This window comes from Caulobacter sp. D5 (genome assembly GCF_003185805.1).
GTDB lineage: Bacteria > Pseudomonadota > Alphaproteobacteria > Caulobacterales > Caulobacteraceae > Caulobacter.
Map to the genome: position 1 here is coordinate 1 of NZ_QHJY01000549.1, position 3,271 is coordinate 3,271.

Below are 3,271 nucleotides of genomic sequence, written 5' to 3' on the forward strand. Positions count from 1 at the left end.
AGATTCAGGGCGTCCGGGCCGGCGCGCTCGGCCTTGGCCTCAAGGCGCGGAGCGGCGGCGAGGGCGGCGGGGGAGACGGCGACCATCGCGCCGCCGCCCAGCGTCGCGGCCATGAAGCCGCGACGGTCGATCTGTTGGTTTTTCATGGGTTTAGAACTTCACGTTGGCTTCGATGCCGAAGGTGCGCGGCTCGTTGTAGATGGCGTAGGTGCCCAGGGCGACGTTGGTGTTGCGCATGAAGGCGTGCGACTCGTCGAGCAGGTTGCGCGACCAGACCGACAGCTGCAGGGCGGGCTGGTTGTCGCCCATGACGATGTCGGCCAGGGTCAGGCGGCCGTTGACGATGAACGACTTGTCGCTGAGCGTCGGGTCGGTGGTGGTGGTGTACTGGCCGTCGGACCAGTTCGCATCGAGGTGGGCCTTCAGCGTCGCGCCGAGGAACGGGCGGCGGTAGTCGGCCGCCAGGCTACCGGCGTTCTTGGGGCTGTAGAGCGGATAGATGGTCGCCATCGTGTCGGTGAAGGGGTTGTAGGCCTTCGACAGCTTGAGGTCGGTGTAGGCGTAGCCGCCCGACAGCGTCAGGCCGTCGGCGACCTTGAAGGCGAAGTCCAGCTCGACGCCCTTGGTCGTGGCGCTGGCGGCGTTGGTGGTTTCCAGGGTGCCGCGGTTCTGGTTGAGGATGGTGACGCTGAAGTCGACCTGGGCGTCGGTGATGTCGCCGGTATAGGCCGCGACGTTCACGCGGGCGCGGTTGTCCCAGAACTCGGTCTTGGCGCCGACCTCGAACATCTTGACCTTCTCGGGATCGAAGGTGCGGTAGGTCAGCGAGCGCGAATTGGCGCCGCCGGCCTTGTAGCCGGTGCTCCAGCGACCATAGACATTCACGTCCGGCGTCACGTCGAAGGCGACGCTGACCATCGGGTCGAAGTGGTTCCACTTGGCGTCGAACGGGATGATGCCGGTGATCGTCGTCCCGGCGCCGTTGACGTAGCTGGGCAGGGCGCCGTTGACGATGTCGAGCGTGCCGCTCTTCTTGTCGGTGGTGAAGCGGCCGCCAGCGGTGACGTGCAGACGGTCGTCGAGCACGGCCGGCGTCCACGAGGCCTGGCCGAAGGCGCCGTAGCTGGTGGTCTTGGCGTGGCTGGCCCGGTCCAGCGAGATCGTGTCGAAGTTCAGCGACAGGTAGCTGTAGGCGGTGCCGGTCGAATTCCACTGCAGGGAGTTCGGCGTCTGGGCGTTGTCGCGCACGTTCTCACGGAAATAGAAGGCGCCGAACACGTAGTCGATGCGGTCGGTCTTGCCGACCAGCTGCAGCTCTTCGCTGGCCTGGTCCTGCCAGAAGCGGGCGACGCTGTAGCGGGCGAAGGTGCCGCCCGGCGAATAGACCGACAGCATCTCCGAGCCGTTGTCGAACTGGTTCTGCTGCAGCTTGCGGTACGAGCTGATCGACTTCAGTTCGAGGTTGTCGCCCAGCTTCCAGTTCAGGTTCAGGCGGTGGCCCCAGGTGTCGCCGTCGCTCACTTGCAGCGGCACGCCGACATTGGCGCTTTCGGCGCGGTCGGGCTGGACCTTCAGCATCGGGGCCAGGGCGTAGAGGCCCTTCTTCTCCAGCTGCACGTAGTAGGGCGTCGAGCCGTCGTACGAGGAGTCGAAGGCGTAGTCGGCGCTGAAGTTGTCGTTCGGACGCCACAGGGCTTCGACGCTCACGCCGCGCTTGTCGTAGCTGTTGAAGTCCGGCTGGCCCGAGGTGGTCGGGTTGGTGACGGTGCCGTCGCGCTTGCTGAGCAGGGCGTCGATCTTGATGCTGACGTCGTGGATCTCGGGCAGGTCGATGTGGGTCTCGGCCTTGTAGGCGTTGTAGTTGCCGTAGCCGAGCGTGGTGTTCATGCCGAACTGGCCGGTCGGGGCCTTGGTGATGATGCTGACCGCGCCGCCTTCGGTGTTGCGGCCGAACAGCGTGCCCTGCGGCCCTTTCAGCACCTCGATGCGCTCGACGTCGTACAGCGCCGAGCCCAGGCCCTGGGCGCGGCCCATGTAGACGCCGTTGACGTAGACGCCGACGGCCTGGTCACGGGCCGGCTGGTTGGCGTCGCCCAGGGCGCCGATGCCGCGCATGCCGATGGTCAGGGCCGACTTGCGCGAGAAGAACGGGGCCACGCGCAGCGACGGGATCGAGCCGTCGCCCAGGTCCTCGACGGACTGGACGTTACGGGCCTTCAGGGCCTCGGCGTCCATGGCCGAGATCGAGATCGGGGTGTCCTGGAGGTTGGTCTTTCGCTTCTGGGCGGTGACCACGACCTCGTCGAGGCTGATGGCGGCGGAGTCGCCGCCCGGAGCCGTGGCCGTGTCGGCGGCGGGCAGGTCGGCGGCGCGCGCCTGGGCGGCGATGGCCAGGGCCGCGGCGCTCGCCAGAAGGGCGGCGCGCAGTGCGGCGCGGTCGGAAGTCTGTCGCATGTCTCTATCCCCTGAAGCGCGACGTCTCGGCGTCTGCGATGCGGGGCGAGTAGCCAGCCTCCATGAACTTGGAACGAACGTTATGTATCGTATTCGTGAAGGTCGCTGTTCGGTGAGCGCGAGGCTTGCGCCGACAGGGGCGGCTGGGGATCATGGGGCATGACCGTATCGCCGCCATCCGCGACCTTCGCGCTGGAACCTCAATCAATGCGGGATTCAAGCGAGAGCGCCGATCGCGCTTCACGCTTGGTCCAGGCCGCCGCGCGGCTTGTGGCGCAGGAGGGAATCGCCGCCGCGACGGCCCGCGCCGTGGCCGGGGCAGCGGGCGTTTCGCCCAGCGCCATCAACTACAACCTAGGCGGAATGGAACGGTTGTTATCGTCGGCCTTCGCCCTCGGGACGCAGGAGGCGGGCGACTGGCTGGCGGCGCGGGCGCGCGAGGTCGCCATGCTCCCGCCTGGACCGGACGGCGCGGCGCGGGCGCTGGAGCACGTGCTGATCGAATGGACCGGCCCGGCCCGTCCCCTGGCGCTGCTCTACCAGGAAGCCGTCGCCGAGGGCGTTGGCCTGGACTGGACGCGGGCCTGGGCCGGCTTCTGGCGTGAGACAGCCCAGACGCTCGATCTGCCGCCGATCGCCGGCCGGGCCTTGCACGCCTTCTTCGAGTCCGAGGCGCTCTATCACCTGTCGCCCTGGTCGCCAGCCCTGGAGCGGGCGGTGCTGCGCGACATGGTCGACCACTTCGCCGCCGTCTGGCTGGACGCTCCCGCCCGGCCCGAGGCCGGGGCGCTGCTGGCGGCCGAGCGCGCGGCCGGCG

General features: G+C 68.2%; 2 protein-coding genes. One reads left to right on the forward strand and one right to left on the reverse strand.

The genetic code is table 11. The features are described from left to right. Positions 1 to 150: 150 nt before the first annotated feature. Complete coding sequence (locus DMC18_RS25075; protein WP_110133422.1) at positions 151 to 2,454, reverse strand: TonB-dependent receptor; 2,304 nt, start codon at positions 2,452 to 2,454, stop codon at positions 151 to 153. 246 nt (positions 2,455 to 2,700) lie between these two features. Between DMC18_RS25075 and DMC18_RS25080 the strand changes: the two genes are divergently transcribed. Beyond that, a partial coding sequence (locus DMC18_RS25080) for a TetR family transcriptional regulator (RefSeq protein WP_158285992.1) occupies positions 2,701 to 3,271 on the forward strand: 571 nt, incomplete at its 3' end.